We start from the raw sequence: 6158 nt of genomic DNA on the forward strand, positions 1-6158 counted from the left end.
TTTTTCTATTTCGAAAGGTTTTAACTTTGTATTTAAATATTTTTAGCGCTATAATGATAAACGAATTTTTATTGAAAGGAGTTTTACTTTGACTGCATATTTATTTCCAGTGAAAACAGCATTTATTTTATTTCCTTTTTTAGCAATGTTTCTTTTAATCCCTTTTTTAATATTTAATTATCGAAAATACGGTTATTTAAATAAATGGCGCTCATTTATTTTATACTCATTATTACTTTACTTATTAAATGCCTATTTTCTTGTTATTTTGCCGTTGCCACAAACGTTTGATACTTGTAGCCTACAACCGGCTAATACACAACACATGCAACTCGCACCATTTTATTTCATACAAGAGATTAGTAGTCATACATCGGCAGTTTTAACGAAACCAGCTACTTATTTCTACTTATTAAAAGAGTCTGCGTTTTTACAAGTTGCCTTTAACGTTCTATTAACTGTTCCATTCGGTATTTACTTACGTTATTATTTCCGACGTAGTTTCTTACAAACAATTTGCATTTCCTTTTTCCTTTCACTATTTTTCGAGCTAACACAAGTGACTGGATTATACGGTATATACAATTGTGCATACCGATTATTTGATATCGATGATTTGTTTTTAAATACATTAGGTGGCGTAATTGGTTTTATCATTGCACCAATATTTACGTACTTCCTTCCGAAGACAAACGAGTTAGATAGTCATATTGATTTGGAAACGAAACCAGTCGGATTCATTCGTCGCCTTATCGCGATGCAAATTGATTGGATTTTCTTATCTATCGTCGTACCTGTCGTTAAAAACAAAGGAAATTCTTTCTTCGTTTCTAATATGCAATCTTACACCAATATGTATGAACTCATTTTCATTACGTGTTCAATCCTTATTTACTTTATTATTATTCCATACTTTACTAACGGAAAAACAATTGGGAAAGCATTGCTTCGCATTCACGTGAAAGGAAAATCAAATCGTATTACATTAAAAGAACTATTTATTCGCTACGGTATATTTTATTTTGCATTAGGTGGAATCAATTATATTCTTTCTAGTAGCTCTATTTTAAATCACACAGAGCCTTTAGTATTACTCGTTACATTATTATTCCTATTCATCATTAACGGCCTATTTATTATTCATGTTTTACTGCATGTATTTAGCCGTGATAAACTACTATTTTATGAACATATTAGTCATACAAGAAATGCAATTACACTAAAAAAAGGTGACAAATAATTATTTGTCACCTTTTTCATATACATAATGTGAAACTTTAATTAGCCCTCACCTAACTTCTTTGCTTCCACTGAATTTTGAGGTAGGGGTCTTACTGCCTGACAAATAGCGGGATAAATAACTTCTCCGCATAAGGATTAAAAAACATTCCAAGTTCATCTAGAGATTTCCTCACCTGTAAAAACGAATGAAACTCTGGATATATATATTGTAATTGTTCATACGATAATGTATGCATTTTCCCCCAATGTGGACGCCCTTCATACTTCAGAAAAATCTTTTCCACTTCGCCAAAGTAAGCAGCATATTTCATACCTTTATACATATGAACAGCGATATATGCTGAATCTCTTCCATAGGCCGGACTAAGCCATATATCATCCCCTTTCACATAGCGGCATTCGATTGGGAAGTGCACCTTATACTTTTTCTTTTCAATAAGATTTGAGATTTCTTCTACAACCGTCCTCATATACTTTGAAGGAATGCTATACTCCATTTCATAAAATGGCACCGTACGTGATGTAGCAAATACTTCATAGCTCGGGCCAATTATTTTTGTGTTTGGTACAGCTTTAGCTGATAACCGACTCACGCCTTTACTTATAGAAGGAAACCATTTACATCCTTTAGATAGTAAAGAGAACATCCTATTTTCAAGTAACTCCACCTTTAGTTTATGCCATTTCAAATCACTGCCTTTATTCGTTGTTTCGTTCGTAAGTTTCACTTGTACTTCATCAGAATAAGGAAAAACGAAAAATTCAAAATGACGATGCTTCTTATATTCTTCTAGTTTGTTCATTACAGTGGATAATGACTGTTTTTCACTTTCATAAACGAGTGAATACGCTGGAATAACCTTCAATTTTATCTTTACAATGATACCTAACATTCCAAGTGACAACTGAAACGCTCTCCAATATTCTACGTTCTCAGCTTCCGAACAAACTATACTCTCACCATTAGATAGAACTGCCGTAATCTCTATAACTTGTGTTGATAAACTCCCAAAGGTAATACCCGTTCCATGAGTCCCCGTACTAATCGCTCCTGCAATAGATTGCGAATCAATATCCCCTAAATTTTCTTGCGCATAACCTTTTTCCTCAAGTAACTTCCCTAAATCATATAACTTTGTTCCTGCCCATACTTCAGCAACCATCTTCTCTGCATCAATATTCACAATACCCTTCAATTCATCTAAAGAAACTAAAACTTCTTCCGTTTGCACAAGGGGGGTAAACGAGTGTCCTGAACCGACAACACGAATTTTCTTTCCCTTTTTTCGCGCAAGCCCCACAACTTCTACTACATCTTGTATACTTTCTGGATACATCGTATAATGCGGCGTTCCTTCTACATTCCCTGTCCAATTTCTCCACTTTTGTCCCTTTATAGAAAGCATTGGCCATCCCCCCGATATGTTGAATACTCCCCGACAATCTCTCCTTTTTTAACACGATATAAAAAAGGAAAGCGTTCACATAATTCACCAGCCTTACTATGACGAAACAAAATGGTCTCTCCTATATCCACTCGTTCCTCGCCGTTATAAAAAATTGGCGTTTGTACCTCGCCAGCACCTTCTAAAGCTAATAATTTTGCACCCTTCGGTCTCCAAACTTCAGGCTCTTTATCTTTTCCAACTGCTCCTGAAGCAATATATCCACCACCTAGGCAAGTGTAAATAAACGGGACTGGTTTACGCACAACTGGTAAGGCAAATCCGACCGCTGGATGAAATTTCACCTCTTTATAATAATCAAACAGCTTCGGAGAATAAAAAGCAGAACCTATTGTAATCTCTGAAACTGAATTATCTTTCTCGGTTGTTTTTATGCTTCCTGTTCCGCCTCCATTTACAAACCTTAGCTCAATACCAATGTTTTGTATTGCTTTTACAATATGTTCTCTTCTTTCTTTAACTTCTAGCACTGATTTCTGCTTTAAATACGAAATCACTTTACTTTTCAACCATTGATTCGGTATATAATCGCCCACCCCGGCAATTTGAGCTTCATATCCCATTACACCATCTAACATTAAATATGATGACCTTCTCACCTTTTCTACTACTTTCAACGCATCCTGCACATTTTTTACTGGGGACCTTTGTACACCAAAATGAAATTGAAAGAAGCGACTACTCATATCAATATCCAAACAAACACGAAAACATCCTTTAGATTGCTCAGCAATGTTTTCTAAATACACAATATGCTCTTCACAATCCACCATACAAGTTATAATGAAACCTTTCTTTGTTAACAAACTAATTTCATACAGAGCTCTTTCATCGTAAGCAGGATATCCAAGCAATAAATCATTAAATCCTTGTTCTATTAAAAATAAAATCTCTCTAGGTGAAAAGCACATAATACCTTGAAATCGATCATTTGCAGCTAGTATCTTTTGCATAATCGGAACAGAGCGTAACGATTTACTCGCTATACGAATCTTTTTATTTCCACTTAACTCTATAATCGATTGAATATTTCTATCTAAAGCCACTTCATCCAAAAATGCACACGGTAATGGAACTTCTTTAAAAATTCCTCGATCCACATTTTTCTCTCCTCTTCTCAATATGTCTTATACATATTGGAAAGAAAGTGTGATTTTCCTGTTTGCAAATAAAAAAAGTTTCTTCTTTACGAAGAAACTTTTTGAAACTACTTCATAGAAATAGTCGCCTCTACTGGATAATGATCAGAGTAATCATTATACGTATATTTTTGGAACCATGATGTAACAGTCCATTGTGGAGATTGCGGCTGTAACACCTTATTCTCTATATACGATGGGTTCGCATGGTCTTTACTTGCAATAATATAATCTAAATACTCAGCAGGACTATCAGGGAAATTATATTTTGCAATACTGTTTGTCGTTGCGTCCCAAGTCGCTGTATGTCCAGTATAAGATGGTACAGAAGCGTTCAATGTTTTAAACATAGATGCATACTCTGAGTCATTCTTGTTCTCTGCATTTATTTTATTTACGTTCATATCACCACCAATTAACACATACTCATTATTTGGTATATTTTTATTTTTAATAAAGTCTTGAATTTCTTTTAATTGGTCTGTACGTACAGATGCAGGTGAAGTTTTTCCGCACATACTATCTTCCGCTTGCAAATGCGTACCAATTACATGAACAAAGCGATCATTTTTCTTAATTTTCGTGTATACAAATCCTTTATTCGATAAATTATCTGGCCCGCATCCTTTTGCAAATACATATTGAATCTTTTCAGCGATTGGCCATTTGCTCACAATCGCAACGCCACCATCTTCAGGAGTTGAAGATGAATAGTTTCCTAACGTTTTATCCCATTCACTTCCACTACTACGACCTAATACTGCTGTTTGATTTGGATATTCTTTCTTCAAATTCCCTAATAAACGATCTGATGCGCTATTATCAAACACTTCATTTAATATAACTACGTCTTGATTCTTTATATAATCTGCCGCCCCGATTAAATCAGCACGCTCAGTTTGTCCCCAGTTCGGATATAAGTTTGTTGATAGCATATATACATTATGCGTCATCACTTTTAATGTATCGTTTTGATTTGTAGACGCTTCTGCTTGAGCTGACGTTCCGCTATATAAAGCTCCTAAACCAACACCTAAGCTAAGTACACCTTTTAGCAATTTACCTTTCACGTTTCATACCTCCATGTATTGTATAGTGATAAAAAGGCCAAATACTCTATTCTGAGATTTGACCTTTTTTAAATACTTAACGATTTCCGTACGTATCAAACCAAAGCTGAATATATCCAGCAGTAACACGTTGTGCATCCATTAAACGCTTACCTGTCATTGGTGTAACTTCAGCGCGCCATTTATCTGCATATTCTTGTGATACAGCAGCTCTCACGAACCAATCTTTCGTATTATCATTTACAATGCCAGCGTAATCTTGTTTCGCAACTACTGCCGCTCCATGAATCCAATCTTCTGGATTCGTACCTTTCCAGTTCCAATATCCATTTCCATCCGTTACTTTATAGTTATCTTTTATCGTATCTACAAAGTTTTCATATTTAGAATGGAACCCTTGTGGATACGAAAGGTTCGTAAAGTTTGCTGCATGCATCGGTTGGTTTACATCCCCTAGATAATGAAGAGATAATCCTAAATAGAAGAATGCTTGTTTCATATCTTTATTTTTGTAAGACTCACCAGCTAATTTAAAATACTTAGCTCCAGTTTCCTTTGCCTGCTTTGCATACGGAATATAAGTTTTCCCATTGTCAGGGTCATAGAAATGTGAAGCAAATGTGCTATTATCATAATAAGGATTTTCATAGTCAGCAGCATAAATACCGTTCTCTAACTCCGTACGCCATTCATTTAATAGTGCAACTCGATCTTGTTTTACAAGTGTTGTATTACGAGACATAATATCAATTGCACGGTTTACAATCCATAAATGAGAATTCACGCCTTCTTTATGTTTATCTTCAGCAGACCAGCGCGGAATAACTCCAAATCTCTGTCCCCCATCATTTTCATGAGCAAATGCAACACTTTGTAATGGAGCAACTAATGTAATAGCTGCCGCTAAAGCAAGTACTTTCTTTTTCATATAAAATCCTCCATTTTATAATTGAATTATTGTAAACATTTTGTTAGGATCCTATGATGTCGTCCGGTTAACCTATGACTAGAATATCCCACCTTTCACGAAATTTCTATCAATAAATTAAAATATGCAAATGTTCATATCATTATAACTTTATACACAGTGAATATAATGAATGAATACACTTTCATTTTAATAAACTATTATTAAGGCTTGTCTAAACAAATGTAAAAAAAGAGTAAAGCTGGTCATCTCCCTGTCAAGTAGACAGTAATAAAAAGAGTATTATGCCACGGCCTTTTCCCGATATTCTATC

5 protein-coding genes are annotated in these 6158 nt (G+C 34.8%); 1 reads left to right on the plus strand and 4 read right to left on the minus strand.

Annotated elements, in window-relative coordinates; genetic code table 11:
• Positions 1-88: 88 nt before the first annotated feature.
• Positions 89-1240, plus strand: a complete 1152-nt coding sequence (locus QO049_RS25470; RefSeq protein ID WP_000128014.1) for a VanZ family protein — start codon at positions 89-91, stop codon at positions 1238-1240.
• 91 nt (positions 1241-1331) lie between these two features.
• On the opposite strand, the gene QO049_RS25475 is transcribed toward QO049_RS25470, so the two are convergent.
• The 4 genes from QO049_RS25475 to cerA form a co-directional block, all read right to left on the minus strand.
• Positions 1332-2648, minus strand: a complete 1317-nt coding sequence (locus QO049_RS25475) for a D-arabinono-1,4-lactone oxidase (protein ID WP_000948950.1) — start codon at positions 2646-2648, stop codon at positions 1332-1334.
• Positions 2636-3808, minus strand: coding sequence for an amino acid deaminase/aldolase (locus tag QO049_RS25480; protein WP_000373747.1), 1173 nt, complete (start codon positions 3806-3808; stop codon positions 2636-2638). The genes QO049_RS25475 and QO049_RS25480 overlap by 13 nt, the downstream gene beginning before the upstream one ends.
• A 107-nt stretch (positions 3809-3915) precedes the next feature.
• Positions 3916-4917 (minus strand): sphingomyelinase C, encoded by a 1002-nt coding sequence (gene sph, locus QO049_RS25485; protein WP_000676797.1) that lies wholly within the window; start codon positions 4915-4917, stop codon positions 3916-3918.
• 76 nt (positions 4918-4993) lie between these two features.
• Entirely contained in the window at positions 4994-5845 is an 852-nt protein-coding gene (gene cerA, locus QO049_RS25490; RefSeq protein WP_000730997.1) for a phospholipase CerA, read from the minus strand.
• Positions 5846-6158: the final 313 nt, after the last annotated feature.

This window comes from Bacillus sp. RB3, from assembly GCF_030164735.1.
Lineage (GTDB): Bacteria > Bacillota > Bacilli > Bacillales > Bacillaceae_G > Bacillus_A > Bacillus_A cereus.

What these genes read in the sequence shown, in the direction of transcription:
- QO049_RS25475 (WP_000948950.1), bottom strand. Translation starts at nt 2,648, where the DNA reads ATGCTTTCTATAAAGGGACAAAAGTGGAGAAATTGGACAGGGAATGTA.
- cerA (WP_000730997.1), bottom strand. Translation starts at nt 5,845, where the DNA reads ATGAAAAAGAAAGTACTTGCTTTAGCGGCAGCTATTACATTAGTTGCT.